The organism is Rhodococcus sp. OS5 (assembly GCF_056837585.1).
Genome location: NZ_CM166368.1, coordinates 2,639,023 through 2,663,848 on the forward strand (window position 1 = coordinate 2,639,023; position 24,826 = coordinate 2,663,848).

At 62.6% G+C, this 24,826-nt stretch carries 22 protein-coding genes; 7 read left to right on the top strand and 15 right to left on the bottom strand.

What is annotated here, in order from left to right; translation table 11 throughout:
* The 3 genes from ispG to ACVZUB_RS12490 all read left to right on the top strand — a co-directional run bounded on the left by ispG (nucleotide 1) and on the right by ACVZUB_RS12490 (nucleotide 3,990).
* Nucleotides 1-1,158 (top strand): flavodoxin-dependent (E)-4-hydroxy-3-methylbut-2-enyl-diphosphate synthase, encoded by a 1,158-nt coding sequence (gene ispG, locus ACVZUB_RS12480; RefSeq protein ID WP_007734888.1) that lies wholly within the window; start codon nucleotides 1-3, stop codon nucleotides 1,156-1,158.
* A 111-nt stretch (nucleotides 1,159-1,269) separates the two neighbouring features.
* Nucleotides 1,270-2,106, top strand: a complete 837-nt coding sequence (locus ACVZUB_RS12485; protein WP_058226322.1) for a GNAT family N-acetyltransferase — start codon at nucleotides 1,270-1,272, stop codon at nucleotides 2,104-2,106.
* Between the two features lie 69 nt (nucleotides 2,107-2,175).
* Nucleotides 2,176-3,990, top strand: a complete 1,815-nt coding sequence (locus ACVZUB_RS12490) for a penicillin-binding transpeptidase domain-containing protein (RefSeq protein WP_204855719.1) — start codon at nucleotides 2,176-2,178, stop codon at nucleotides 3,988-3,990.
* 4 nt (nucleotides 3,991-3,994) lie between these two features.
* Here the strand turns inward: ACVZUB_RS12490 and ACVZUB_RS12495 are convergent, their stop codons facing one another.
* Entirely contained in the window at nucleotides 3,995-4,804 is an 810-nt protein-coding gene (locus tag ACVZUB_RS12495; RefSeq protein ID WP_042450799.1) for a LuxR C-terminal-related transcriptional regulator, read from the bottom strand.
* Between the two features lie 178 nt (nucleotides 4,805-4,982).
* On the opposite strand from ACVZUB_RS12495, the gene ACVZUB_RS12500 reads away from it, so the two are divergent.
* Nucleotides 4,983-6,605, top strand: a complete 1,623-nt coding sequence (locus tag ACVZUB_RS12500) for an AMP-binding protein (protein WP_003942743.1) — start codon at nucleotides 4,983-4,985, stop codon at nucleotides 6,603-6,605.
* A gap of 56 nt (nucleotides 6,606-6,661) precedes the next feature.
* Here the strand turns inward: ACVZUB_RS12500 and ACVZUB_RS12505 are convergent, their stop codons facing one another.
* The 6 genes from ACVZUB_RS12505 to ACVZUB_RS12530 are packed head-to-tail and all read right to left on the bottom strand — an operon-like array spanning nucleotide 6,662 to nucleotide 12,404.
* Complete coding sequence (locus ACVZUB_RS12505) at nucleotides 6,662-7,447, bottom strand: ABC transporter permease (protein WP_003942733.1); 786 nt, start codon at nucleotides 7,445-7,447, stop codon at nucleotides 6,662-6,664.
* Nucleotides 7,422-8,324, bottom strand: coding sequence for a 2-aminoethylphosphonate ABC transporter permease subunit (locus ACVZUB_RS12510; RefSeq protein WP_378503874.1), 903 nt, complete (start codon nucleotides 8,322-8,324; stop codon nucleotides 7,422-7,424). Before ACVZUB_RS12510 ends, ACVZUB_RS12505 begins: the two co-directional genes overlap by 26 nt.
* Complete coding sequence (locus ACVZUB_RS12515) at nucleotides 8,321-9,496, bottom strand: ABC transporter ATP-binding protein (protein WP_003942699.1); 1,176 nt, start codon at nucleotides 9,494-9,496, stop codon at nucleotides 8,321-8,323. Before ACVZUB_RS12515 ends, ACVZUB_RS12510 begins: the two co-directional genes overlap by 4 nt.
* Before the next feature lie 2 nt (nucleotides 9,497-9,498).
* Entirely contained in the window at nucleotides 9,499-10,548 is a 1,050-nt protein-coding gene (locus ACVZUB_RS12520; protein WP_003942754.1) for a 2-aminoethylphosphonate ABC transporter substrate-binding protein, read from the bottom strand.
* Between the two features lie 25 nt (nucleotides 10,549-10,573).
* Nucleotides 10,574-11,251: a phosphonatase-like hydrolase gene (locus tag ACVZUB_RS12525; RefSeq protein ID WP_020907384.1), complete on the bottom strand. Its 678-nt coding sequence runs from the start codon at nucleotides 11,249-11,251 to the stop codon at nucleotides 10,574-10,576.
* A gap of 25 nt (nucleotides 11,252-11,276) precedes the next feature.
* Nucleotides 11,277-12,404, bottom strand: coding sequence for a TIGR03364 family FAD-dependent oxidoreductase (locus ACVZUB_RS12530; RefSeq protein ID WP_482628444.1), 1,128 nt, complete (start codon nucleotides 12,402-12,404; stop codon nucleotides 11,277-11,279).
* Between the two features lie 96 nt (nucleotides 12,405-12,500).
* On the opposite strand from ACVZUB_RS12530, the gene ACVZUB_RS12535 reads away from it, so the two are divergent.
* Together ACVZUB_RS12535 and ACVZUB_RS12540 are read left to right on the top strand one after the other, a co-directional pair.
* Nucleotides 12,501-13,244 carry a GntR family transcriptional regulator gene (locus ACVZUB_RS12535; RefSeq protein ID WP_003942751.1) on the top strand — a complete coding sequence of 248 codons (744 nt, stop codon included), beginning with the start codon at nucleotides 12,501-12,503 and terminating at the stop codon, nucleotides 13,242-13,244.
* A 102-nt stretch (nucleotides 13,245-13,346) separates the two neighbouring features.
* Nucleotides 13,347-14,198 (top strand): SDR family oxidoreductase, encoded by an 852-nt coding sequence (locus tag ACVZUB_RS12540; RefSeq protein WP_030535650.1) that lies wholly within the window; start codon nucleotides 13,347-13,349, stop codon nucleotides 14,196-14,198.
* 15 nt (nucleotides 14,199-14,213) lie between these two features.
* Here ACVZUB_RS12540 and ACVZUB_RS12545 read toward each other — a convergent pair whose 3' ends face one another.
* The 7 genes from ACVZUB_RS12545 to ACVZUB_RS12575 all read right to left on the bottom strand — a co-directional run bounded on the left by ACVZUB_RS12545 (nucleotide 14,214) and on the right by ACVZUB_RS12575 (nucleotide 22,644).
* The gene (locus ACVZUB_RS12545) at nucleotides 14,214-15,341 is read right to left on the bottom strand and encodes an FAD-dependent oxidoreductase (protein WP_482628445.1); all 1,128 of its coding nucleotides are present in this window, start codon (nucleotides 15,339-15,341) and stop codon (nucleotides 14,214-14,216) included.
* Nucleotides 15,342-15,350: 9 nt separating this feature from the next.
* Entirely contained in the window at nucleotides 15,351-16,037 is a 687-nt protein-coding gene (locus ACVZUB_RS12550; RefSeq protein ID WP_482628446.1) for a TetR/AcrR family transcriptional regulator C-terminal domain-containing protein, read from the bottom strand.
* A gap of 306 nt (nucleotides 16,038-16,343) precedes the next feature.
* Entirely contained in the window at nucleotides 16,344-17,489 is a 1,146-nt protein-coding gene (locus ACVZUB_RS12555; RefSeq protein ID WP_482628447.1) for a serine hydrolase domain-containing protein, read from the bottom strand.
* Between the two features lie 126 nt (nucleotides 17,490-17,615).
* A complete protein-coding gene (locus ACVZUB_RS12560) occupies nucleotides 17,616-18,521 on the bottom strand; it encodes a hypothetical protein (RefSeq protein WP_232508948.1) in 906 nt (301 codons plus the stop codon).
* A gap of 125 nt (nucleotides 18,522-18,646) precedes the next feature.
* Nucleotides 18,647-20,005, bottom strand: coding sequence for an L-serine ammonia-lyase (locus ACVZUB_RS12565; protein WP_482628448.1), 1,359 nt, complete (start codon nucleotides 20,003-20,005; stop codon nucleotides 18,647-18,649).
* Nucleotides 20,002-21,216, bottom strand: a complete 1,215-nt coding sequence (locus ACVZUB_RS12570) for an amidohydrolase (RefSeq protein WP_482628449.1) — start codon at nucleotides 21,214-21,216, stop codon at nucleotides 20,002-20,004. Before ACVZUB_RS12570 ends, ACVZUB_RS12565 begins: the two co-directional genes overlap by 4 nt.
* 84 nt (nucleotides 21,217-21,300) lie before the next feature.
* Nucleotides 21,301-22,644, bottom strand: a complete 1,344-nt coding sequence (locus tag ACVZUB_RS12575) for a DUF3100 domain-containing protein (protein WP_003942681.1) — start codon at nucleotides 22,642-22,644, stop codon at nucleotides 21,301-21,303.
* Nucleotides 22,645-22,780: 136 nt separating this feature from the next.
* On the opposite strand from ACVZUB_RS12575, the gene ACVZUB_RS12580 reads away from it, so the two are divergent.
* On the top strand, nucleotides 22,781-23,779 hold the full coding sequence (locus ACVZUB_RS12580) for an Lrp/AsnC family transcriptional regulator (protein ID WP_228232586.1): 999 nt from the start codon (nucleotides 22,781-22,783) through the stop codon (nucleotides 23,777-23,779).
* Nucleotides 23,780-23,815: 36 nt separating this feature from the next.
* Here ACVZUB_RS12580 and ACVZUB_RS12585 read toward each other — a convergent pair whose 3' ends face one another.
* On the bottom strand, nucleotides 23,816-24,781 hold the full coding sequence (locus ACVZUB_RS12585) for an endonuclease/exonuclease/phosphatase family protein (RefSeq protein ID WP_482628450.1): 966 nt from the start codon (nucleotides 24,779-24,781) through the stop codon (nucleotides 23,816-23,818).
* Nucleotides 24,782-24,826 lie beyond the last annotated feature (45 nt).

Consider the following 24,826-nt stretch of genomic DNA (forward strand, 5'->3'; position numbering starts at 1 on the left):
GTGACCATCCCTATCGGACTGGGAATGCCCTCGGCACCCGCAGCGATTCTTGCTCCTCGACGCAAGACACGGCAGCTGCAGGTCGGCACGGTAGGTGTGGGCAGCGATTTCCCCATCTCGGTGCAGTCCATGTGCACCACGAAGACGCACGACGTCAATGCAACGCTGCAGCAGATCGCGGAACTGACCGCGTCCGGTTGCGACATCGTTCGTGTCGCCTGCCCGCGTCAGGAAGACGCGGACGCGTTGTCGATCATTGCGAAGAAGAGCCAGATCCCGGTTATCGCCGACATCCACTTCCAGCCGCGCTACATCTTCGCGGCAATCGATGCGGGATGCGCTGCGGTGCGCGTCAATCCGGGCAACATCAAGGAATTCGACGGCCGTGTCAAAGAGGTGGCCAAGGCTGCCGGTGACGCAGGCATTCCGATCCGTATCGGTGTCAACGCGGGATCGCTCGATCCTCGGTTGATGGAGAAGTACGGCAAGGCGACGCCCGAAGCGTTGGTCGAGTCCGCGCTGTGGGAGGCCGGGTTGTTCGAAGAGCACGGCTTCGGTGACATCAAGATCTCCGTCAAGCACAACGATCCGGTGATCATGGTCGAGGCTTACCGCCAACTCGCCGCCAAATGCGATTACCCGTTGCACCTCGGCGTCACGGAGGCAGGGCCGGCGTTTCAGGGCACGATCAAGTCCGCGGTCGCCTTCGGTGCGCTGCTCGCGGAGGGTATCGGCGACACGATCCGGGTTTCGCTCTCGGCCCCGCCGGCCGAGGAAATCAAGGTCGGTAACCAGATTCTGCAGTCTCTGAACCTGCGTCCCCGCAAGCTCGAGATCGTCTCTTGCCCCTCGTGTGGCCGTGCACAGGTCGATGTCTACACACTTGCCGACGAGGTCTCCGCCGGCCTCGAAGGCATGGAGATCCCGCTGCGCGTGGCAGTCATGGGTTGCGTCGTGAACGGACCGGGTGAAGCGCGTGAGGCCGACCTCGGTGTGGCGTCCGGCAACGGCAAGGGCCAGATCTTCGTCAAGGGCAAGGTCATCAAGACGGTGCCCGAGGCGCAGATCGTCGAGACGTTGATCGAAGAGGCGATGAAAATTGCCGAAAGCATGGAGGGTGACGCCTCGGAGGGTGCGCCGGTCGTCACCGTGAGTTGAGTGATTGCCGGATGAATCTTCCCCGTCGGTGTCAGGTTCGTGGCAATCTGAGTGCATCATGATCGGGTAGTGATATTCGTGGACGCGCAGTCGAGTCGAGGGGGTTGACGGATGCTCAAACTCCTCGGAGCCAAGCAGGTCGGAAGTCGAGATCTCGAAGACGTCCGACGGGTACTCGACGCCGATCCGGTGGCGGCCTGCATGATTGCCGCGCGCGTCGAAGAATGCGGCGTCGACCCACGAATGATTCACGGCGAGCTGTGGAGTCGAGGCGGGCCGTTGTCCTCACTGTGCTTTGCCGGGGCGAACCTGGTTCCGCTTCGAGGCGATCCGGATGACATTCGGGCATTCGCCGACCGTGCCTGTCGGATTCCGCGCATGTGCTCGTCGGTGGTCGGCCGCGCCGAATTGGCGTTGCCGTTGTGGGAGATGCTCGAGCTCGACTGGGGAACTGCGCGGGAGGTGCGCCCCGAACAGCCGTTGCTCGCGGTTTCCGAGCCGCTGGCGTGCCCGTCGGATCCACTGGTCCGGCAGGTTCGCTCGGACGAACTCGAGATCTATCTGCCTGCCGCGATCGCGATGTTCATCGAAGAGGTCGGAGTCGACCCGCGTGCCAACGACGGTGGGCGCGGATACCGGCACCGTGTCGCTAGCCTGATCGCCGCTGGTCGAGCGTGGGCGCGCATCGAGGACGGCCAGGTCGTTTTCAAGGCTGAGGTCGGTTCGATGTCTGCTCGCTGTGGCCAGATCCAGGGTGTGTGGGTCAACCCGGAATTTCGTGGGCAGGGCTTCGGCGTGACCGGTACAGCGGCTGTAGCGGAGTCGATCATGGCGACCGGTCGCATTGCGAGCCTGTACGTCAACAGCTTCAATACGATTGCGCGGTCGACCTATTCGCGGGTGGGGTTCCGACAGGTCGCGACCTTCTCGACGGTGCTGCTCGACTGACCGTACAAGCTGCGTGCAATGGTCGCGCCTACGCTGGGTGGAGCATTTGTCGCCCTACTATGGGGCTCGATGAACACTCGGCATTTCTCTCGTAGTCGCTCGGCCCAACTGTTGGCCTCCTGCACCGTGATTTTCTTGGCGGTGGGGATCAGTTCGTGTACTCCGAAACCCGCCGGCCCCGAGCCCGTCGCGCAGCAGTTCCTGAGAGCGTTCGGTGACAGGGATATCGACGAGGCAGCAAAACTGACGGACCGGCCTGATTCCGCGGGTCCTGTATTGAGTGACACCTGGGATGCGCTCCAGGCCGAGTCGATGACTGCCGAGACCACGTCGGTGAAGATGAACGGTGACACTGCGACGGTCGGCTACACCTACGAGTGGCACCTTCCGAAAGACCGTGTGTGGACGTACGACGGCGAGCTGCAGATGGGACGCAAGGACGGCGACTGGTCCGTCCGGTGGAGTTCGACGGACGTTCACCCGCGCCTCGGTGACAAGCAGACGATGTCGTTGCGGGCAACCGCGGCGCCGCGAGCGCGGGTCAACGAGCATTCGGGCACGGATGTCCTGGTGCCGGGAATTGTCTACCGAGTGAAGTTCGATCGCTCCAAGAGCAACGACATCATTGGTTCCGCAAACAATCTCGCAAGTGTTCTCGGTCGGTTCGATTCTTCGCTGACGGGTCAATCGATCGCCGAATCCTCGACGGCCGTCAAGGGCGACTATCTGGTGACCCGCCTGCGCAGTGACGACTACGACCAGGTATCGGCGCAACTGGGAGCCATCTCGGGAGTCTCTGTCTCGGACGAATCGGATCTCGTCTCGACGGACCCGGAGTTCGCGCCCGACCTTCTCGGGCAGATCAAGAAGACGATCATCGACGAGGTCGACGGCAAAGCCGGCTGGAGTGTCGTCACGGTCAATCAGAACGGCGTCGACACCGATGTGCTGACCGAGACTGCGCCGCAACCTGTTCCGTCGTTCAGTATCAGTTTGGATCGCAACATTCAGATCGCTGCTCAGCGTGCCGTGAACGTGAACAAGGATCAGGCGATGATGGTAGTCATCGAACCGTCGAGTGGGGCGATCCTGGCTGTCGCACAGAACAAGGCAGCAGACCGCGACGGACCGGTCGCGACGATGGGTCAGTACCCGCCCGGTTCGACGTTCAAGATCATCACGGCAGGCGCCGCAATTTCGACCGGTCAGGCGACCCCCGACACGATGGTGCCCTGCCCGGGCCGGATCGAGATCGGTGAGCGCAGCGTCCCCAACTACAACGAGTTCTCACTCGGCACGGTGCCGATGGCAACGGCCTTCGCGCGTTCGTGCAACACGTCCTTCGCCAAGCTGGCCAGCGAGATGCAACCAGACACGTTGACCACTGCCGCAGCGCAGTTCGGCATCGGCCAGGACTACAACGTGGTGGGATTGCCGATCGATTCCGGTTCGGTGCCGCCGGCGTCGGACCTGGTGCAGCGGACCGAAGACGGGTTCGGTCAGGGAAAGGTCGTGGTCAGTCCGTTCGGAATGGCGATGGCAGCGGCGACGGTCGCGAACGGTTCGACTCCGGTGCCGCAACTGATTTCAGGGCGCGAAACCACCATCGACGGTGAGCGCCCGGCGATCTCGCCCGCCATGGTCGACGGCCTGCGCGGCATGATGCGACTCGTGGTCACCAGCGGTACTGCAGAACGCGTCGAAGATCAGGGTGAGGTGTACGGCAAGACCGGGGAAGCCGAGGTCGAAGGGGGATCGCACGCGTGGTTCGTCGGCTATCGCGGGAACCTGGCCTTCGCGACTCTGGTTGTGCGGGGCGGAAGTTCGGACAACGCCGTCGCAGTCACCCGCGACATGCTCACCGCCCTGCCTGAAGGCTACTGACCCGTCAGGGGAGCAGTCCCAACCTCCGGGCGGTCACCACGGCTTCGTGGCGTGAGCTCGCGTCCAGCTTTCCCATCGCGCTTCGCAGATAGCTCTTGACTGTTTCAGGGCGAAGGGAAAGCCGTTGGCCGGCTTCGATGTTGGTGCAGCCGAGTGCGACCTGAGAGAGAACATCCACTTCACGCGGGGTGAGCGTGACGTCGGATTCGGCGTCGGCGGTAGGACGCAGCAGGTTGGCCAAACGCTGGGAGAGTCCGCGGAGTTTGGTCTGCAAGTCGGTGTCGGTGACGGTCTGGGCGACACTGCGTAGTTCGGCGTGGACTCCGCGGATCTCTTCCGAAGACATACCGTCGGCGGTAGTCGCGGCGGCGGCCTGCAGTAGTTGCAGGCGACGATCGACTTCGTCGCGGATGGCGAACTCCATCCCGAGACGCCGGGATGCGCCGACCATGACGTCTGCTGTGCGGTCACCCAACGGAGCGGAATCGCGGATCGCGGCGTAGAGCACAGCGCGCGATTTTCCCGAAACCATGACCGGAACGGCGATGATCGAATGCAGGCCCTCGCTGAGAACAGGACGGTCGAAGTGATGAGTGATGGACTGCGAATTGCCGTAATCGTTGACGGTGATCGGTGAACCCTGGGCTACGACGCGTCCGCCCATGCCCGAGCGCGGCGGGATGGCCAAGCCCTTGAGGTTGTTGGTGCGGGTGCCGACGAATTCGCTCAGGTGCAGGGTTCCGTCCTGGACCTCGCCTCCGAACAGCACGGGAACAACGCCCTGAGCTGCGATTGTTCGGAGTTCACCTCGCATTGCGTCCCCGTCGCGGGGGCGCAGAAGTGACGAAGCATGTCGGTTCACGCAGGTACCCCTTTCTGGGGGTAGTGAAGTTCTCTTGTGAGCTAGATCATAGGGGGTGAACAGTACGTATGACGAGCCGCCAACGTAACCGGTCGGGCCAACCATACGACGATCGACAAGGAGCAAGTTGATGAGCACCGATCCCACCGCACGGGTGCGCGAGCTGCTGGACCAGTACGACACCCCGCATGCCAGCGCCGCAGAATTGCTCTGCGATCGGCATCCCGCGGATGGCGTTGCATTCACCGTCGTCGAGGCAGACCTTAGCTCGGTGGACCTCACTTACGGTCATCTACGTGAGCAGTCGGCGCGTTTCGCGGCAGCTCTGGCCGACCTCGGAGTCGAGCCGGGTGACAACGTCGCGACCTTGATGGGTAAGTCTGCGGACCTGGTGGTCGCGCTCCTCGGAATCTGGCGCCGCGGAGCGGTCCACGTGCCTTTGTTCACGGCGTTCGCTTCGCCGGCCATCGCTTTCCGCTTGACGGCCAGCGGCGCGAAGGTGGTCATTTCCGACGCCAATCAGCTCGAGAAGCTCGCGCCGGGAGAGGACATCCCCGCCGACGCAGCGTGGCAGGTCATCGTCGCGGGCGGCGCGGCCGGTGACGAGTTGGACTTCGACGCACTTGTCGCAGCTCAGGATGCCGAAGACCCGAAGGGCGCTGCTCAGGCAGTCGGCGGCAACGCACCGATGGTGCAGTTGTTCACCAGTGGCACCACGGGAACACCCAAGGGCGTGCCGGTTCCGGTGCGCGCGCTCGCCTCGTTCCACGCATACCAGGAGTTCGGCCTCGACGTCCGAGAGGACGACGTGTTCTGGAACGCCGCAGACCCGGGCTGGGCGTACGGGCTGTACTACGCGTTGCTCGGCCCGCTTGCCGCCGGCACGCGAAGCTTGCTGCTGCACGCCGGATTCTCCGCGCCGCTGACGTGGCAGATCATCGAGAAGTTCGGTGTCACCAATTTTGCCGCCGCTCCGACTGTCTACCGCAGTCTGCGTGCCGACAAGGCTCCCGTTCCGGAAGGCATCTCGCTGCGCCGCGCTTCCTCGGCCGGTGAGCCCTTGACTCCGGATGTTGTTGCGTGGTCGAAGAACTCGTTGGGCGTCGAGGTCCGTGATCACTACGGCCAGACCGAGCACGGCATGTTCATCGTCAACGCCTGGGCCGACGGACTTCGCGACGATGTCCGTCCCGGATCCATGGGTCGTCCGTTGCCGGGTTGGTCTGCCGCTGTGCTGGAAGACAATTCGGATGACATTGCACCGGCCCGCACTCAGGGACGCGTGGCGATCGATACTCACAACAGCCCGTTGATGTGGTTCACCGGGTACGTCGATGCGCCGGAGAAGACGAAGCAGCGATTCAGCGAAGACGGCCGCTGGTACATCACCGGTGATGCGGGAATGACGGACGAGGACGGATTCTTCTTCTTCTCCTCGCGCGACGACGACGTCATCATCATGGCGGGCTACCGCATCGGTCCCTTCGACGTCGAGAGCGTGCTGGTCATGCACGAGCACGTCATCGAGGCCGCCGTGGTGGGCATGCCCGACGAGTTGCGTGGTGAGGTTCTCGAGGCGTTCGTCGTTCTCCGCGAAGGCGTCGACGGCGACGACGAACTCGAGAAGGAACTGCAGACGTTGGTGAAGAAGAAGTTCGCCGCGCACGCGTACCCACGCACGGTGCACTTTGTTCCGAACCTGCCCAAGACCCCGAGTGGCAAGGTTCAGCGGTACATCCTGAGGAAGGGATAAACCCCTGCTGTGCGCCTTTATTAACCCCCGGCGGTTAATAAAGGCGCACAGCAAGGTCAGCGCCGACGAATTCTGCCGACCACCATGAGGGCGACCAGGGTGACTGCAAGCAGCAGTGTCGTATTTGCTGCGGCAAGAAATACCTGGCCACGGTCGGTGAGTCCGAAGATGCTGACCGGCAAGGTCTTCCATGTCGCCGGGTAGACCATGACCGTTGCGCCCAGCTCACCCATCGACAGTGCGATGGAAAGCCCGGCGGCCGCACCCAACGCTGGGAGCAGCAGCGGTAGCGTTACCCGTGTCAGCACCCGCACCGGGCCGGCGCCGAGTGATTCGGCAGCTTGACGGTAGGCGGGATCGAGCCGTTCGAGCGCGGCCGATACGGAACTGAATGCAAAGGCAAGCACCAAAACCGTGTGAGCGAGAATCACGATCCACTTGGTGCCGCCGAGCAGTAGCGGGCGCTCGTTGAAAGTGATGAGCAGACCCAAGCCGATCGCGACCGACGGAACCGCAATCGGTAAATGGAATACGGCATCGGTGATGCGCCGCAGCCACATCGGTGCCTCACGCGAGGCCAGCGCGGCCCACGTTCCGACTATCAATGCCAATGCCCCCGCGATGAATGCAGTCTGCAAACTGACGATCAGGCTGGCGAAGTTCTCGTCGGACAGCGCCGTGGAGAAGTTCTTGCCGCCGAGATTCGACGGGAGTGGACCGGTCCACGATCCGGCCAAGGCAGCCGCGACGACGGTGGCGATGGGCGCGACGAAAACCACCGCGACGACCAGGGTGAAGAATCCGAGTACGAGGGCCCTAGAGCTTCGTGTCCACAGCAGCACGGCTGCCTCCCATCAATCTGTTGAAGGTGAATCGGTAGAGGCAGTACAGGCCGAGTGAGAGTGCGACCTGGACCGTCGCGATCACTGCCGCGCCGGGCAAGTCGAAGGTGACAATGCCGCGGGTGTAGATGAGGACCGGCAGAGTTACGACGTCTTTAGCCCCGGTGAAGAGCACGATGCCGAATTCATTCAGCGTCATCAGAAGCACGAGCGATCCACCGGCCAGGAGGGCCGGCCACGCTTCCGGCATCACCACCTGCCGCAGAACTCGGACGGGTGACGCGCCGAGACTGGCTGCCACGTCGAGTTGTTCACGCGGAATCTGGGTGAACGCTGCCAATAGCGGACGCACGACAAAGGGTGTGAAGAAAGTGATTTCGGCCGCGATCACACCGAACGGAGTGTTGAGGAAATTCAGTGGGCCGCTCGCGTCGCCGGTGATGCGGACGATCAAGGCGTTGACGGCGCCGGCTGTCCCGTACAGGAACGTGAACGCCAGCGTGATCAGGAAAGACGGCAGGGCGAGCACCGTGTCGATCAATCGCCCCACCACCTTGGATCCGGCGAACGGAACGAAGGCCAGCACCAAGGCGAGGAAGGTTCCCAGGATCAGGCAACCCAGGGTCGACGCCACGGCGATTTGGATGGTCCGCCAGAGTGCGGTTCTGAACAGTTCCGATCCGAGCACCGAAGACCACGTGGACAACCCGGTGCCGCTTCCGGTGCTCAGAGATTCCGTGAGGACACGTGCGGTGGGATAGACAGCAAACACGAGGACAAGAAGCAGTGGTGGTAGCGTCCACCCGATCCGGCGCCACGGGATCGGGTCTTTGTGCTGGGGCACAGCGGTTTCGGGGCGCTCCAAGGTTGTCGTCATGGGTGGCGATCCGCCGGAACCAGGACACTGCCGTCCGTGGGCAGGACGACGCCCACTTCGGTGCCGACCGGGCGCTCGTCGTGCCCTGGAACATCTGCGTCGACGCGGACGTCGTCGAGGCCACGTACAGCCAGCGTCAGACGCGTCGTGGAACCGCGCCAGACGCTCGAGACGATGCGCGCCGGGAATGATCCTCGTGCGCCGACGCCGCTTACGGCTACCGCGTGTGGACGAACACACAGGTAGGCGTCCATGTCGGACTCCCATTCGATGTGCCCGATCTCGGGCTGCGGGGCGTGAGCAGTGAACGGCGTGCCACCGATCGAGACCAGCGCGGAGGTGCCGATGACGCGTGTGACGGTGCAGGGCAGCAGGTTGGCACCCCCGAGGAACGCCGCGGTGAAGCTGGACGGCGGACGTTTCCACAAGGCCTCAGCGGTGTCGATGTCCGCGAGTCTGGCGTTGCGCATCACTGCGATTCGGTCTGCCAGCGCCAGGGCTTCACTCTGATCGTGCGTCACATAGAGCATTGCTGTGTCAGGTAGTGCTGCGCGCAGTCTCGCCAGTTCGCCGAGCATGCTCTCGCGAAGTTGAGCATCCAGGGCGGCCAGTGGTTCGTCGAGGAGGAGTACTCCAGGGCGAATTGCCAACGCTCGGGCAATGGCGATTCGCTGCTGTTGACCGCCGGAAAGTTCACGGGGAAGCCGCTTTCCGTACGCCGACATCCCGACCATGTCGAGGGCTTCGGCCACGCGAGGGCCGATCTCCGACCGCGGCACGCGATGGGCTCGGAGTCCGAAGGCTACGTTTTCGGATACTCGCATGTGCGGGAAGAGAGCGTACGACTGAACGACGACACCGATACCGCGTTGTGCGGGAGGCAGATTGGTGATGTCTCGGGTGCCGAGCTTGACGGAACCGGACGTGGGGCGGACAAATCCCGCGAGGGCCTTCAGAGCGGTCGACTTGCCGGATCCACTGGGCCCCAGCAGTGCCACAGTTTCACCCGGCGCCACTCGTAGATTGAAATCGACGAGTGCATGGGTTGCGGTCTTCCCGCGGCCGTAGGCGACGTTCACACGATCGAACGTGATGGCCGGAGCGGAATGTTCGATCGCTCCGTGAACACCGACGGTCTCGGGGAGCGTCCGCCCCAGTCTGGTTCTTGCCATGATCAGCTCCCGGTGGCTTTCTGGTAAGCGGCGATGTCGGCGTCGAGCGAGCTGAGGACGTCGTTCCAGTTCGGGGTCCACACGTTGACGCCCTGCAGAACTCCGGAAGGCGTGTTCTTGTCGGTGGATTCACCGGCAGCGCTTCGGACGTCCTCGCGGACCGATACGCCGAGTGCATCGGTGGCGACGGTCTTCTGGGATTCTTCGGAAAGCAGGAACTCCATCAACTTCTTGGCTTGTTCGCTGCTCGGTGCGCTCTTGGCGAGGCCCATCACGTAGGGCAGTGCAATGGTGGTGCGAGTGCCGTCGGCTCCAGCGGGGAAGAAGATGTCGAACTTCGATCCGTCGTCGGCGATGGAGGCGAGGTTCATCTGGACGTCACCGTTGGCGACCAGCAGCTCTCCGTTACTGACCTTGGGCTGGAGCTTTCCGGTGGAAGACGAGGGTCCGACGTTGTTGGCCTGGAGCTTTCCGAGGTAGTCGAGTGCTCCTTCCTTACCCATCAGGTGCTGGAGCAGCAAGAGCACCGCGGTGCCGTCGCCGGCCTGGCCGGGCGTGGAGTACTGCAACTTGCCCTTGAACTGGTCAGTGAGCAGATCGTCCCAAGATTGTGGGGCGGGTGATGCAGTCGGATTGGCGATGAACGAGAGGTAATTCTCGACGACGGGTACGTACTTGCCGGCGTCGTCCTTCTCGTCGGCAGGAACGGCGGAGGTGTCGATTCCGCTGGGCTCGAGCAGACCTTGGGCATCGGCCTTCTGGATGAACGGGGGCAGCGTGATGATCACGTCTGCCTGTGGGTTGGACTGCTCCTTTTCGACGCGGGAGACGACCTCGCCGGATCCGGCTTCCACGAGGTTGACGGCGATACCGGTCTGCGCGGTGAAGGCGTCGAATCTTCCCTTGTACCAACCGGACAGGCCGTCGGCGCTGTATACGGTGACGGTCTCGGTGTCTGATCCGGCAGCAGTGCCGGTGCCACCGCAGGCAGTGGTGAACGAAAGGACGGACACGGCGAGAGCGGCCGCAGCGATGCTCGGGCGTAGACGCATGACGATTCCTTTTTCGGAGGTGAGATCAGGAGTGGGTGAGGAGTTCGGCGAACTCCGTCACGGACGGGACGATGTGGGTGGCTCCGGCGTCGCGAAGCTGTTGCTCGTCGTGTGCGCCGGTCAGAGTTCCGGCGACGATGGATGCGCCGGAACGAATGCCGCTGAGCACGTCGTTGGACGTGTCGCCGAGTACGGCGATCTGGTGGACGTCGTCGATCGAAAGTTTGAGCAGGGCAGTCAGAATCAGGTCCGGGTACGGTCGACCGCGACCGGCCTCGGCGGGGGAGAGGGTGAGATCGGCGAGGGTTTCCCAGCCGAGCGCGACGAGGAGTTTGTCCTGGGTCGATCGGCTGAACCCGGTGGTCAAGGCAACTTTGATGCCGGCCTCGCGCAAAGTGGTGATGGCTTTCTCGGCGCCGGGGATCGGCTCGGCCAGGCCCTGGTCGATGAGGGAGTCGTACGTGGTTTCGAAGGCGGCGTTCGCGGCCTGGGCGCGGTCTTCGTCACCGAAGATCGCCCGGAACACGACGATCTTCGACTGGCCCATCGTGTCGAGGACGTACTGGCGAGCGGCGTCGGCTTCCGGGCCTTCGGCGGGCAGTCCGCCGGCTTCAGCGGCGGCAGCGAAGGCGCGAAGAACCAGTCCGTCGTCGGCGACGGTGGTGCCGGCCATGTCGAGAACGGCAAGGGTGATCGGAGACATGAGAAGTCTTTCTTGTCGGAGAGATTCAGAGACCGAGCTGGTCGGCGGTTTGTTCCGCCAGTGCCGGGCCGAGCGTCATACCGCGGCCACCGGGGCCGGCAACCACCCAGACGTTGTCGGCGGCTTGTGCGCGGTGTACAAGTTGTGAGGGGTCGATGCACTGGCTGTAGACGCCCGCCCAACGCTTGACGATTGGCGGAAGATCGCGTCCCAGAAGTGTTTCCACGACTCCGGACAGATGGCGATAGGGCGCCTCGTCGACATCGAAGTCGAAGGGTTCCTCGTATTCGTGGGTGTCGCCGATGGTCAGCCCGCCGTGCAAGCGCTGCACGCACAGGAGTTGCATGCGGTGTTCCTCGGCAGTCGGTTCCTGCGGCTGCACTGTGCGGAGATGATCGAGGGCAGATCCGGCGAAACCGGGGTAGTAGCGGAAGCTGTCACCGTCAGCGATTGCGGTGGTGAGCTTTTCGCCGAGTGGGGCTGTCTGCATCATCTGCAGGCGCACACGGCGCAACGGGAGATCGCCGGCGAGATCGCGAGCCAATCCGCCGAGTGTCGCTCCGGGGCAGACGATCACGAGATCGGCGTCGAAGCTGCGACCGTGGTCGTCGCGGATGTGTGCGCCGGAGGTGGTCATCGTGATCTCGCGGGCTTCCGTTCCGGCGTGGAAGGTGTAACGGCCGGTGGATTCGAGGTAAGAACGGATGGCGGGGAGCGCTTGCCGTGACTCGACAGCGGCGTCCAGCGTGCAGTGCAGTCCGCCGAGAAACTTGCCCCGGAGCGCGGGGTTGACGACGCGAACGGCGTCGGGATCCAGAAGCGCGAACCCTCGGTTGTCGGCGTCCGGCCGAGAGAACGCTTCCTGCGCGACCGCGACCTCCTCCTCGGTGCGCATGAGGGTGATGGAGCCGGCTGGGCGGTATCCGACGCCGGGGACACGGGCGGCAAGGTCTGCCCACAGTTCGCGCGAGCGCAGCGCAGCTTCGAGTTCGTGCGGGGCTCGCCCGGATACCCAGACGAGGCCGAAGTTCCGTACCGTGGCACCGCGGGCTTCGGGCTCACGTTCGAGATGGATGACGTCGTGTCCCCGACGGATTGCCTCGTCGGCGTGCGCCGTTCCGAGGATCCCTCCGCCCACAATCAAAATTTGCATGTAGAGATAGTGACGTTTGGTCTAGACCAATAGGGGGAATCGAGACGAACTCCAGGTTAACAATTGGTATAGACCGAATTCTTGTACGCTTGCGCCATGAATCAGCAGACGTCCACCGGGCCGGGGACCTCGAGCGTCGTGATCGAACCGGAGTTGAAGTACTACCGGGTGCGCACCGAGATCGAGACCATTCTCAGTGGGCTCGAGGAGGGCGACGCAGTCCCGTCCGAGCGGGAATTGGCGGCGCGGTTCACAGTCGCTCGCGAGACGGTCCGTCAAGCGCTTCGTGATCTTCTTGTCGAAGGGCGAATCGAGCGGCGGGGGCGGGGCACTGTCGTCGCGAGTCCGAAGTTGGTTCAGCCGCTATCGATTCGTTCCTATACCGAAGGTGCTCTGAGCGCTGGGCGAGTACCCAGTCGTAAGGTTGTGACCTTCGAACGAATGTCGGCCGACGACGGTCTCGCCACGGAATTGGGTATCGAACCAGGTGACAGCGTCGTTCATCTCGAGCGTGTTCTCTTCGCCGACGGAGAGAAGATCGGACTCGAATCAACGTTCCTGCCGGACAGCAGGTTCGGTGAGATGCTCGACGCTTTCGATGCGACGACGTCGCTGTACGCGGCTATCCGTTCCATCGGCGTGGTCTTTGCCTCCGCAACCGAACGGATCGAGACGGTGCTCGCTTCACCGCGGGAGGCAATGCTCGTCGAGTCCACGACCTCGATGCCGATGCTTCTGCTGCACCGGACCTCCGTCGACCCGGAGGGTGTGCCGATCGAGCGCGTTCGTTCGCTCTACCGTGGTGACCGTATTGCCTTCTTGACGACTCTTCGCGAGTAGGAGGGGCGTCGAGGGGGTCTGCTGTTACCGGGAACGATAGGCACTCCCAGGCCCGTGGAATCTGTTCTGTACTGGACTCCATCAAACGGGAGGACAGTGAACATGGGTGACAAGAAAGTCTGGTTCGTAACCGGCGCAGGCCGGGGCATGGGAGTCGACATTGCTCAGGCGGCTCTTGCCGGCGGGCACGCGGTGGTGGCAACGGGGCGTGATGCGGACCGTGTTTCTGCAGCGATCGGTGAGCATGACGACCTGTTGGTGATTGCCTTGGACATCACCGACGAACAAGCCGCATATGCTGCGGTGGACACGGCAGTTGCACGATTTGGTGGAATCGATGTACTGGTGAACAACGCCGGAAACTTCTACGCCGGGTTCTTCGAGGTTGTCAGTCCGGCGCAACTTCGCGCTCAGATGGAGACCAACTTTTTCGGGCCGATCAATGTGACACGGGCGGTGTTGCCGGTAATGCGTAGGCAACGGAGTGGACGTGTCGTGACTGTCAGCTCGCTTGCGGGCCTGGTTGGTCAGGAGTTTTGCGCAGCCTACGCGGCGTCGAAGTTTGCGCTGGAGGGTTGGATGGAATCATTGCAATTCGATGTCGAACCGTACGGAATCGGGACGATGATCGTGGAGCCGGGATTCTTCCGGACCGAACTGCTTGTCGAGGGTGCGTCGTCGGTCTGGCCGGAATTGTCGATAGACGATTACGACGCTCGGACTGGCGAGACCGTCGAAGCGTGGAAGAGTATGAACGGTGCCCAGGGCGGGGATCCGGTGAAACTTGCCGCGGCACTTGTGGCACTTGTCGATTCGCCGCTACCCCCACGTCGTTGGGTCGCCGGTGCCGATGCAGTGTCCGTGGTTGAGCAGAAAGCCCACCAACTACTCGATCAAGTTGAAGCCCATCGCGGTTTGTCCTCGTCGCTTGCCCACGTGGACGTGACGACCTGATCCGAGTTTGTCAGGTCACGGGAGTGAGGTGAACATGTCCATGAGCCCCTGGGGTGCGTTCTCGCCGAAGCACATGTCCAGTCCATCAGCGGACTGTTGTGCCGATGCGGCGCTGCGTGGGAAGAGGCGCTCTTCGTAGACAGCTAGCCCTTCCTCCGTGCTGCTGTGCGAAGCGATCGCCTGGCCGAGTTCCGCGCCGTCGAGCATTGCCAGGTTCGCACCCTCTCCGGCAAACGGCGACATGACGTGTGCCGCGTCCCCGAGCAGAGTGACCCCGGGAGTACGGCTCCAACTGTGCCCGATGGGAAGAGCATGGATGGGGCGAGGGGTCAGCGAGCTGTCCGCTTCGACGATCAGTGAACGCAGTGACTCGTCCCAGTCCGAGAAGTGTTCCAGCAGAACCTTCTTCGCGATGTGATCGTCGGAGAAGTCGACACTCGCTGCCCAGCTCTCGGGAACTCGCAGGGCGGCGTAGATGTGCAGACTGTTGTCGGTCTCACGGTGGGCAAGGAAGCCCTTGTCGGCACTGAGTGCGAACATCATTCCGCCGCCGACGGTTTCAGCGGCATCCACGTGCTGGTTGTCGGCGTCGTCGAGGTCGAACTCCACGAAAGATATTCCGGTGTACGCAGGAGTGTCGTTTGAAACCAATGGACGGATTTTCGACCACGCACCGTCGGCGCCGACCAGGAGATCGGTGGTGAAGTGGGTGCCATCCGCGAGGTGAACTTCGTGTCGACCATCCGGCAACGGATGAGCACTGCGGACCTTGGCTCCCCAGTGGATTGTTTCCTTCGGAATTGAGCTGAGCAGTAGGTCACGCAGCTGGCCGCGGTCGATTTCCGGGCGGTCGCCGTCTCCGGTATCCTGCTCGCTCAGATGCACGACGGCATTTCGATCGAGGACGCGTGTCTCTTCCCCGCCTTGATGAACGAGGCCGCGGAACTCCTCATAGAGGCCGGCGGCACGAAGCGCGATCTGACCCGAGTCTTCGTGGATGTCGAGCATCCCGCCTTGAGTTCTGGCTGTCGGTCCGGATTCGAGATCGAATACCGCCGAATCGATTCCGCGGAGATCGAGGACTCGGGCGAGGGTGAGGCCACCGAGGCCGGCGCCGATGATTGCGATGGGGTAGTGGTTCATGGTGGGTTCCTAAGAAGTGAGTGGGGTGTTCTCGATGCCCGTGATGAGCGTGCGGAATCCCCAGGAGAGGCGCGCGGTGGGTTCACCGGCAAGTAGAGCTGTTGCATGTCTTGCGACGAGTGGGTGCGTCTGCGGGTTTGCGTTCTGGATTGCGTCGGTCAACGCGCTCCATCGGGCATCCGCGTCGGCGGAATTGTTCGGCGCCGAGTGTTCGGCAGCAGTGGACGTCGCGTACTGCAGTAGCAAGTCCACGCCCCACGCGGCCTGACCTGGAGGGACTTCGCCTTCGTCGAGCAATGCCAGCAGGCGCTCGAGCAGGCGTACGTAGTGAACTCCGCTGGGTCGGGAAACGAGTGCCGACTGGGCGAGACCGGGATGATCGAACAGCACGGCCGTGTACGAGGTCAACACCCGTTCAAGGCGAGCTTGCCAAGTGCCGGAGGAATTTTCGGCGAGGTCGACCACTCCGAGAAGTGTGTCCAGAACGGCGGCGTGCAATTCGGCGGTATTGCGCACGTACACGTACATCGATGCCGGCCCGGTGTCGAGTTCGAGGGCGAGTCGACGCATCGTCAATTTCTGCAAGCCCTCCGACCGCAAGATTTCCACCGCGGTACTGACGATGCCCTGGCGTGTCAGAGCGGGTTTGGCCGGACGATTGCGACGGCTCGACGGACCTGTTGGCTGAGTGGGCATGATTTCACCGTACACGAACATGTTCGTAACGAACATGTTCGTTGGATCACGCACTGAACGTCCACCGCTGTGCGGAGCCATATCGGGAACGGTGGGTTACATGCCTGTACCGCCGGAGAGCATTGCGATCGTCAGTAGGATGCCACCCACAATCCCCACGAGCGGGCTGTCGCTGTCGAGAAGCCAGTCGTTCAACGATCCCATGAGTGCCTCTTTCGGGTTTCGATCTGTCGACGGTCGAGCCTATCGACAGATCGAAACCCGAGATGTCACTTTCGTCCGAATTGTGGATCGGACCCGAGGTGATCAGCCGTAGACGTTGCCCGGGCTGATCAACTTGGTGATCGGCACCATCAAAGCGCTGGTCAGGTCGGTCTCTCCGTCGATGTCGGTGTTGATGAAGACGACCAGGGTTGTGTCCTTCTCGGGCAAGTAGACCGAGACTGTCTTGTAGCCGGGCAGGCTTCCGTTGTGACCGATCCAGCCGCCGCTGTTGAACAAACCGAGTCCGTAGCCGGAGCTGTCGTCCCCTTCGCCCAGGGGCTCGGTGTGCAGGCGCTGCTTCTGAGTGTCGTCGGCGAGGAGATCGCCCTTGGCCAGCGCCGGAACCCAGATGCGCATGTCGTCCAACGACGAGATCATTGCGCCCGCGGCGCCTCCCCACGACGGGTTCCAGTCCGTTGCTGCGGTCACGGATTCGTCGAGTGTTTGGTTGGTGTATCCCTGTGCGTGGGGGTTCGGGAACGCGTTGGTGGTGGGAAAGCTGGTGTGCTCCATTCCGAGTGGTGTGGTGATCTTGGTGTCGATGACGTCCGACAGTGTTGAGCCGGTGACCTTCTCGATGACCATGCCGAGCAGAAGGGTGTTGGTATTCGAGTAGTCGACAGTGGTTCCTGGTCGAATTTGGAGTGGGAGGTCCTTGACGTATCCGAAGAGCTCTTCGGATGTGAATGATCGGCGAGGGTCGGAAAGAACATCCATGACAAACTGTTCGGACGTCGTGTAGGCCACGAGGCCGCTGCGCATCCCCGCCAGCTGGCGCAGGCTGATCGCATCGCCTTCCATGACGCCGTCGACGTACTGGGAGATCGGATCGTCGAGACCGATCTTTCCCTCGTCGACCAATTGCAGCAGGGCGGTGACGGTAAATGTCTTGGTGACGCTACCGATCCGGTGGTAGAAGTCGGTCTCCATCGGTGTCTTGGTTGCAGTGTCGGCGACTCCTGCAACCTTCACATAGTTGCCGTCTGGTCCCCAAATGCCCACCATCGCACCGGGAATCCCGGTCGAATTCACCGCTGCGTCGACGATCGAATCGAGCTGGTCGGTGATGGTCGAGTCCATGATCTTGTCGGATGTGTCTGTGGATTTTTCCGTGCTGCAGCTGATTACAGCTCCAAGCATGGCGCTGCACAGGCCGACAAGCAGGATGCGTCTTGCTCCGGTTTTCATGAGTCGAACTCTGCCTGTCCGAGGGCACTCACACATCGACCCCGGGTACGGCAGACGCAGTCCCCAGGTACCTCCTCAACCGGTACCGGGGGACTACGGAACCCTGGCCTGAACCCTTGACTTGGGTCAGAGTCCGCCGTCGAAGAACGCCGCCAGCGCGGGTGCAGGGTCTGCCGCGGTACCCATATTTGCTACGCCGACAACGATCAATCCCAGCGTGAACAGTGCAGTGAGAAGACCGATCGACCCCGACACGAATCTCGTCCGTCGCTCGGATCGCGCCGTTCTCGCGAAGCGTGCCCACACGACCACAGTCACGGTCAGTGATATTGCTGCCGCGATCAGCGCGATCACCGCCATGGCCAAGTGATACCGCGCGAAGTCGCTGATCATCAGTTCGAGGACAGGGCTTTGCTGGTTTCCGGTGCCTGTCGACTGAGCGAGCTGTTGGCGGACCTGCCCGACAGTGTCGCCAAGTGCCCCATCCGCCTGGGCCACGGGCAACATCGAGATCAGCGAAGAGAAGGGTGCAACGACACCTTGGATATTTGCCATCACGAGTACCGAGGAAAACATCGCGAGGAGCGTGACCAGCCCTCCCGCCGAGACGAATGCGAGTTTCTTTCCAGCCGTCAGAGGGCCGGCGTTCACGAACGACGCCTTGAGCATCCGGCCGAGTGCGAGCAGAACCGTCAGCAGGATTACCGCGATCACGGCCTTGGCCACGTGGTACCGCAGCCAGTAGTCGACAGCGGACTCCAAGCTCGGCGAGAAGGCTTGGACACCGGAACTCCAGTATTCGACGAACGCGGCGCGGACCGTCTCGACGAGTTCTCCCTGGTCTGCGTACCCATCACCCGGCCTACTCGTCAGCATGCCCGGGGCGAGAACGAAGGCAGCGGAGAAACCGGCGACCAACGCGATCAACGCGGCGATCTTGCGACCGGAGGACTGCGTCGAGCGCGACGGCCCCGCAGTGTTGTGCCGTGAAGAATTGTGCAGTGGGATTCCTCCAGCGTGATGAGCGATCATCTGGTCACCGTCCACAAAGTCATGTCACCGAGTGTAGAAATCGGTACACCGGACTTCATCGTTCGAGAGGATGATATTTGCGGCGACGGCGTCCGCCCGCCCTCGCCGCTGCCGCCGACATCCCCTCAGCACTCGACGACATTGACGGCGAGCCCGCCTTCACTGGTTTCCTTGTAACGCACGGACATGTCGTTTCCGGTTTGGCGCATGGTTTCGATGACGGTATCGAGGCTCACCACATGCGTCCCGTCACCGAGGTATGCGAGCTGAGCTGCGGTGACTGCAGTCGAGGCGGCTACGGCATTTCGTTCGATGCATGGGATTTGGACCAGGCCACCAACCGGATCGCAGGTCAGCCCCAGATGGTGTTCCATGGCAATCTCAGCTGCATTCTCGATTTGTCGTGGCGATCCGCCCATGACAGCGCACAAGCCGGCTGCCGCCATCGCGCAGGCAGCTCCGACCTCACCCTGGCACCCCGCCTCCGCGCCCGAGATCGAGGCATTCGCCTTGATGATCGATCCGATTGCGGCAGCGGTGAGGAGAAAGGTTCGAACGTCGTGAATACCGGTGCCCGTCGCACCTATGTGGTGGTAGAGCACTGCAGGCACGATGCCTGCGGCACCGTTCGTCGGAGCCGTTACCACGCGGCCACCTGCTGCATTTTCTTCGTTGACCGCCATGGCGTAGACGGTCAGCCACTCGCGTGAGGAGGGTGCGCAGTTACGTTGTTCCAGTTGAATGTTCGCAGACCGTGCTCTTCGGCGAACTCCGAGACGCCCGGGCAATACACCTTCGGTCTGGGTGCCGCGTTCGATGCAGTCGCGCATCGCGGACCAGATCGCGTCGATGCCGGTCAATGCCCGATCCTGGCCGTGTATCGCGATTTCGTCCGACAGTGCCAGTTCGGCGATAGTTCCGGAGCCGGATTCCGCCAGTAGCTCTTTCGCGGTTCGATAGCGTGAGTTGATCGAATGCGCGCTTGCTTGCGTCTCCGTTCCGGCACGCAGTACGAATCCGCCACCGATCGACAGATATGTACTCGTACAGACGATTTCGCGACCGCTGAAGGCGGTCAGTGTCATCGAGTTGGGGTGCCCGTGACGGCGAACGAGCGGCTCGAACACCATGTCCTCGTGAGCGAACACAACGTGCCCGAGTGAGCCGCCGACGAGCTTCACCGATCCGCCGTCCGAGAGCTCGGCCCAACGCCCGTGAACGTCGTTCGGCTCGCACGTTTCAGGATCCAACCCACGAAGTCCCGCGATCACCGCGTCGGGAGTGCAGTGCCCTATTCCGGTGGCGGCGAGAGAGCCGTGCAGATTGCAGCGAATTCGGTCGACCGACGCGGTCAAGCCGGCGTCGGAGAGCTCGCCGACAAAAGTGCGGGCGGCTCGCATCGGACCGACCGTGTGTGAACTGGAGGGCCCGATGCCGATGGAGAAGAATTCGAGCGCGGAAACATAGACGCCGGTGGTGCTCATTCGGCGCTCGTGACGGTAGTCGCTCCTGACTCGCGCTGGGCCGCAATCGTCAGGAGGTTGGAGCGCGAGTCCCCGGTGGCGGCTTGGATCACAGTGCGCGCCATTGCAATTGCTCCGTGCAGAACAGCTTCGTCGCCCGCTGCGGAGCGGGCATCAGCGGCAAACTCGATCGTGTGAGGAACTCCGGTAACGCCGCGTAACGCGATCATCGGGTGGATCGAGGGAACCACCTTCGACACGTTGCCCATGTCTGTCGAGCCGCCGGTCAGGGGAGTTCGGGCGGCCGCGGTGCGGCCCAGGCTCGCGATCTCCTCGTCCCAGATCGTCGCCAGCACGCGATGTTGAACAAGCTCCTCGTAGCGCGGTTCGGCGCGTTCGGTCGACCAGGAGCAGTCGCTGGCCACAGCTGCGCCCTCGAAGCAGGCGAGCATACGACGCTTGGCGTCCAACAGCACCTCGAGTTCTGCGGCCCGAACTTCCGCTCGCACCAATGTCGAGGCCGGAATGATGTTTGTTGCTTCGCCGCCGTGCTCGACGTAGGCGTTCAGCCTGACGTCGGAGGGAAGTTGTTGACGGAGGAGTCCGATGGCGACCAAGGCGATCGTGGCGGCGTCGCCTGCGTTGATGCCCTTGTGTGGCGCAGCGGCCGCGTGTGCGGCTCGTCCGGTGTAGGTCACGTCGAACCGGTCGACTGCCTGCGTTCCGGTGACGGTGCAACTGACGTCTTCACCTGCAGCGCCGTGGACCATGATCGACATCGCCGCGCCCTCCCATGCGCCACGTTCGAGCAGCAAGACTTTCCCGCCGCCATGTTCTTCGGCCGGCGTACCGAGAAGGACGACGGTCAGGCCGTGTTCCTCCGCGACCTCTCCGAGCGCGACAGCTGCTCCCAGTCCGGCAGCGGCGATGACATTGTGTCCACACGCATGACCGATGTCGGGAAGGGCGTCGTACTCGGCGCAGACGACGACGCGGAAAGGGCCGGAGCCCCGCACCGCTTCGAATGCCGTCTCGAGGCCGTAGGCGGCGCGTGTAACCGTGAAGCCGGCTTCCTGCGCGGCGTCCGCCAAGAGGGCCGACGCATGATGCTCTTCGAATGCCAACTCTGGGTGAGCATGGATGGTGTGGCTGACGTCGATGAGGCGTGATGCCCACTTCTCGATCGTGCTCGAAACCGAGTCTGTGCGGGTGCGGGTGTCAGCGATGGACATGGGTATTGGTTCCTTTCAACATCTTTGGTTCTCTGTGTCTTCGGATCGCGGTGTCTTCGGTTCTCAGCGTCTTCGGGTGCAGTTCTAGTGCCAGAGGCCCAGCGCGAACTCCGCGACGACCACGGAAAGTAGGTAAGAGGCGAGGATCGCGACGATTCCGACGGGCACGATCTTCCAGCCGATCGTCTTGAGCAAGGGAAGGTCCTTGCCGAGGCTGAGACCTGCGACAGTCAAGGTGAGGGTGCAGATCGAGAGAAAGTCGACAGTCCCGACGGTGCTCGAGACGAAGTCACCGATGGGGGACCACGGTGTTGTCGCCAAGGCGCCGATGGTGATGATTGCGATCATCGCCGCGATCTTGCCGCGGGTCAGGCGGGCCACGCCGACGCCCAGGAGCAACAATCCGGTGAGGATCAAGTAACCGACGATGATCGATCGAGATACGCCACCCGCTGCGATCGAGGAGACGATGACCCCACCGACGAACAGAATCGGAACGATCGTGGTCAGCGGCACGGTGACGCTCGGCGCAACCGCTCGTGGGGCAGTGTCGGCTTTCCGTTCGCTGGTCGTCTTCGAGCGCTTGGTGAGTGCGCCGTAGATTCGATCAGCAAGGGGGAGTGCGACATACATGCCGACATACACGCCGAGGAGGCCGGTGATGATGTTGGATGTGGCCGCCACGGCGAGTACCTGGTCGGCCATCTCGGGGTGCGCCGAAACGACGCTGGCGGCAGCGGCAGCCATCATCGAGCCGGATCCGACGCCGGCACCCATCGCCAACGCGAGGGGGTCGAAGATGTTGAAGGATGTAGCCAGTGACGCAATCAGGCTGATCAGCACGGCACCGAACAGAGTGCCGAAGACGTACATCGACAGGACTCCACGGTACTGGTCGGAATCGGGGCCGTAGCGTTCGCTGACCATCGCGAAGGAACCCTCGCGGTCGATGGAGAAGGTTGCTCCGACGGTGGCCGGCCCCATCCGAAGGAGTACCGCCAGCGGGAGTGCGAGAGCGATAGTGCCGAACAAGTGCCCCAATTCCTGCAGTAGCAGTGCGGGGCCCGCCTCGAACAACAATTGGATGTTCGGGCCGATGGTGAAAGACAACCTTGCACAAAGCAAGAGAACAGCCAGGCCCATGATTGCCGAGGCTGCAGCCTGAAGGTCGAGGCCGAGTGGTTTCCACTTCTGGCTCGAGACGACACCGCCGGCAATCAGTCCCCACACCATGGGCAGGATCGTGATGGCGGCAGCGCCGACGGGAATCACTGCGGGGCCGATCAGTTGCGCGCCTGCCGCAAGCCCGAGGAGCAGAGTCACCACGATCCACAGGCGTGGCGACCGCATGGCGAAAACGACTTTTTGCGTCGCGGTTTGATCGCTGACCGGAGAATCGTCATGCGAGACAGGGAATGCTTCGGTCATGTCGGTGTCTTTCTCGAGGGGGCGAACGAACGCAAGATGTAAGCGTTCTCGAGGCTCAGGATTTGGTGGACTATTGATGTGATGAAGTTAGGATCGACGCGTTTCGATCCTGTTTCGGTGCAGCATTCTTTTGAAAGTGAGGTCCTCGGTGCAGGATCAGATGCTCAAGGACGACGATCTTCGGCTGTTGAACGCACTGCAGATCAGGCCGCGAGCGTCGTGGTCCGAGCTTTCACGCGCGATCGGTTCCGACCCGGTCACCCTGACCAGGCGTTGGGAGCGTCTGCACTCGCAAGGAATAGCGTGGATCGCTGCGTACCGTGGTGGACCCATCGTGTCGGCGACCGCACTTCTCGAGATCGAATGCGCACCGGCACAGACCATGAGCGTTGCCGAACAGATCGCGCACGATCCCGAAGTTCTCACAGTCGATCTCACAACCGGCAATCGGGATCTGCTCGTCACGCTCACCTGCACTGACCTCGATCAATTGTCCAGGTACGTGTTGGAGCGAACACAATCCCTGCCGATGATCACCGCGATGCGAACTCAGATCGTGTCCTCGGCGAACTCCGACGCGAGGAACTGGCGTCTACGTGCTCTCGATGCGGAAGAAATTGCCGCGCTCGAGTCGGCCCCGGCGGGAAAGATTCGTGGTGTACGCGCCGGCGAAGAGGAACAGTCGCAGCTGTTCGACATTCTTTCTCGCGAACCACGTGTCACCGTCTCGGCACTCGCTGCGGCCCTCGGAGTCACGCCGGCTCGCGCTGGGGCGCTCCTTTCTCACGAGCTGTCGACGGGGCGACTGGTCGTCCGCACGGAGATTGCTCGGCCCTACTCCGGCTGGCCGGTCTACGCCTGGTACTTCTTACGTCTCGACGGGCGAAAGGAGGCAATTGCTCAGCGCCTTTCGCACCTGCGTGAGGCGAGGCTTGTTGCTTCTACGATCGGCAGCTACGACATCGCATTGGCGGTGTGGCTGCGCTCGATCGACGACGTGCAGCGTCTGGAAGGTTATCTCGCCGACCAGTTTCCGGGCGTATCCGTGGTGGACCGGTCGATCGTCCTGCGTACGCCGCATCACCTGCATCGGACGATCGATGTGTCGGGTCGAAGCATGCCGAAGCACGGGTGATCCGCAACGCGTTCGCGCGGGTCGGGTGCTCTCCGACTAGTTGGGGATCGCCACGTCGACGAACAAGCCGAAGTGATCGGAACCTTCGATGTCGATCCGCTCGAGTGACTTCGCCTGTCCGCCCCGCAGAAGTACATGGTCGATGCCGACGATCGCGGGAAATTTCTTGTCCGCCGGATAGGTGCGCACGATGCCTACTCCCAATTGGTCTGCGGCATCGGAGTAGCCGACATCGAGGAGGTCACGGAATTGCTTGTGCGTGAATGTGGTGTTGAAGTCGCCACTGACGATGACGGTTTCCTCGGCGGCAGCAGCGTCGAGCGCGTTTCGCAAAGTGCTCAGCTCGGCAGTCCACACGTCGGGCGGGGTCACGTACGCCGGTCCGGGGTGAACCGCCAGAAGGGTGAACGGAGTCGAGAAGCCCACTTCGGCAACAAGATTGGTCGGTCCGAATCCGTTCAATTCCCGAGTGTCCGTCAGCGGATAACGGCTGTAAATACCGGCGCCACCCCCGCCGGCCTCGTCCGGTACCAAGTAGTGATGCGGCAGCAGTTGCTCGAGTCCTTGATCTCTGAGAGAGCCTTCGAGTGATGTGGTCAGTTCCTGAACCGTCAGGACGTCGACTGCCTTCTCGCGCACCGTCGCAGTCAAACTGGCGGGATCTGCCTGCCCGAAGAGAAGGTTTGCTTGCATTACGCGCAGAGTCGGCCCGTCGATTTCGGAACTGTTTGCCACATACAGTGGACTGATCACCGACGCGCCCACCGCAATCAGTACCACCGAGATCGCCAGCAGGATCCAGCGGCGAAAGACCAGGCATATGAGGGACGCTGCGAGTGTGACCGCAAGCAGTATCGGGACGAAGGAGGCCACGGCGATCAACGGGTTGATCGGCTTGGTGGAGTACAACGCGATCAGCGAGACAACGCCGACGGCGATACCGCCCACGCCTGCGACCTGAGCGATACGGCGTGCCGGAACATTGTCCGTCGTGAATCCCATACCAAACGGTACCCAATGCAGCCACGGCTCCCGACTGCCTGGCGT

Bases quoted from the DNA above. Each gene is read 5' to 3' on its own strand.
- ACVZUB_RS12490 (WP_204855719.1), top strand. From the start codon at position 2,176: ATGAACACTCGGCATTTCTCTCGTAGTCGCTCGGCCCAACTGTTGGCC.
- ACVZUB_RS12545 (WP_482628445.1), bottom strand. From the start codon at position 15,341: ATGAACCACTACCCCATCGCAATCATCGGCGCCGGCCTCGGTGGCCTC.
- ACVZUB_RS12550 (WP_482628446.1), bottom strand. From the start codon at position 16,037: ATGCCCACTCAGCCAACAGGTCCGTCGAGCCGTCGCAATCGTCCGGCC.
- ACVZUB_RS12515 (WP_003942699.1), bottom strand. From the start codon at position 9,496: ATGGCAAGAACCAGACTGGGGCGGACGCTCCCCGAGACCGTCGGTGTT.
- ACVZUB_RS12525 (WP_020907384.1), bottom strand. From the start codon at position 11,251: ATGTCTCCGATCACCCTTGCCGTTCTCGACATGGCCGGCACCACCGTC.
- ACVZUB_RS12560 (WP_232508948.1), bottom strand. From the start codon at position 18,521: ATGATCGCTCATCACGCTGGAGGAATCCCACTGCACAATTCTTCACGG.
- ACVZUB_RS12585 (WP_482628450.1), bottom strand. From the start codon at position 24,781: ATGGGATTCACGACGGACAATGTTCCGGCACGCCGTATCGCTCAGGTC.
- ACVZUB_RS12555 (WP_482628447.1), bottom strand. From the start codon at position 17,489: ATGAAAACCGGAGCAAGACGCATCCTGCTTGTCGGCCTGTGCAGCGCC.
- ACVZUB_RS12520 (WP_003942754.1), bottom strand. From the start codon at position 10,548: ATGCGTCTACGCCCGAGCATCGCTGCGGCCGCTCTCGCCGTGTCCGTC.
- ACVZUB_RS12530 (WP_482628444.1), bottom strand. From the start codon at position 12,404: ATGCAAATTTTGATTGTGGGCGGAGGGATCCTCGGAACGGCGCACGCC.
- ACVZUB_RS12510 (WP_378503874.1), bottom strand. From the start codon at position 8,324: ATGACGACAACCTTGGAGCGCCCCGAAACCGCTGTGCCCCAGCACAAA.
- ACVZUB_RS12500 (WP_003942743.1), top strand. From the start codon at position 4,983: ATGAGCACCGATCCCACCGCACGGGTGCGCGAGCTGCTGGACCAGTAC.
- ACVZUB_RS12570 (WP_482628449.1), bottom strand. From the start codon at position 21,216: ATGTCCATCGCTGACACCCGCACCCGCACAGACTCGGTTTCGAGCACG.
- ACVZUB_RS12540 (WP_030535650.1), top strand. From the start codon at position 13,347: ATGGGTGACAAGAAAGTCTGGTTCGTAACCGGCGCAGGCCGGGGCATG.
- ACVZUB_RS12495 (WP_042450799.1), bottom strand. From the start codon at position 4,804: ATGCGAGGTGAACTCCGAACAATCGCAGCTCAGGGCGTTGTTCCCGTG.
- ACVZUB_RS12535 (WP_003942751.1), top strand. From the start codon at position 12,501: ATGAATCAGCAGACGTCCACCGGGCCGGGGACCTCGAGCGTCGTGATC.
- ACVZUB_RS12485 (WP_058226322.1), top strand. From the start codon at position 1,270: ATGCTCAAACTCCTCGGAGCCAAGCAGGTCGGAAGTCGAGATCTCGAA.
- ACVZUB_RS12565 (WP_482628448.1), bottom strand. From the start codon at position 20,005: ATGAGCACCACCGGCGTCTATGTTTCCGCGCTCGAATTCTTCTCCATC.
- ACVZUB_RS12575 (WP_003942681.1), bottom strand. From the start codon at position 22,644: ATGACCGAAGCATTCCCTGTCTCGCATGACGATTCTCCGGTCAGCGAT.